The organism is Vibrio sp. 970, assembly GCF_033339075.1.
Genome location: NZ_JAWOTW010000372.1, coordinates 1 through 670 on the forward strand (window position 1 = coordinate 1; position 670 = coordinate 670).

General features: G+C 46.7%; 1 protein-coding gene and 1 pseudogene. One reads left to right on the forward strand and one right to left on the reverse strand.

What is annotated here, in order from left to right; translation table 11 throughout:
* Positions 1–223: pseudogene (locus tag R7Q11_RS26755) on the forward strand (lipid A biosynthesis lauroyl acyltransferase); the annotation flags it as partial.
* Positions 224–283: 60 nt separating this feature from the next.
* On the opposite strand, the gene pyrE reads toward R7Q11_RS26755, so the two are convergent.
* Positions 284–670 (reverse strand): orotate phosphoribosyltransferase (gene pyrE / locus R7Q11_RS26760; protein ID WP_225467065.1); only part of this gene is annotated, 387 nt, incomplete at its 5' end.

Consider the following 670-nt stretch of genomic DNA (forward strand, 5'->3'; position numbering starts at 1 on the left):
TCCAGGTTCTGGTTTCCGCAATGACGAAGGCAAATACGAAATCATCGCTGATAAGTGCATTGAAGCCGATTACCCACAAAAAGACGAAGTGGCTGCAGCGGCTTACATGAACAAGTACGTGGAAGAAGTGATTTTGCGAGCACCTGAGCAATGGATGTGGCTGCACAAACGCTACAAAACCATGCAAGATGAAAACGAGCCCAAAGGCATTCGCTACAAATAAATCGCAAAAGAAAAGGTATCCGATTGGATACCTTTTTTATTGAATTGAAAAAGTGGGAAATTAGATGCCGTATTCCGCGCGGTATGCTTTCACCGCTTCAAGATACTCGGTCGCGTTACCTTTTTCTTCAAGGTAAGTGATTAAGTCACCCAAACTCACGATAGAAATCACCGCACAACCGAAGTCGCGCTCAACTTCCTGAATCGCAGAAAGTTCGCCTTTGCCTTTCTCTTGGCGGTCGATAGCCACTAATACGCCAGCCAGATCTGCACCATTCGCCTTGATGATTTCCATCGATTCACGAATCGCGGTACCCGCTGTAATCACGTCATCCACCAGCATGATACGACCTTCTAAAGCAGAACCGACTAGATTACCGCCTTCGCCGTGATTTTTTGCTTCTTTACGGTTGAAGCAGTAAGGCGTGTCGATATCGTGGTGATCCGC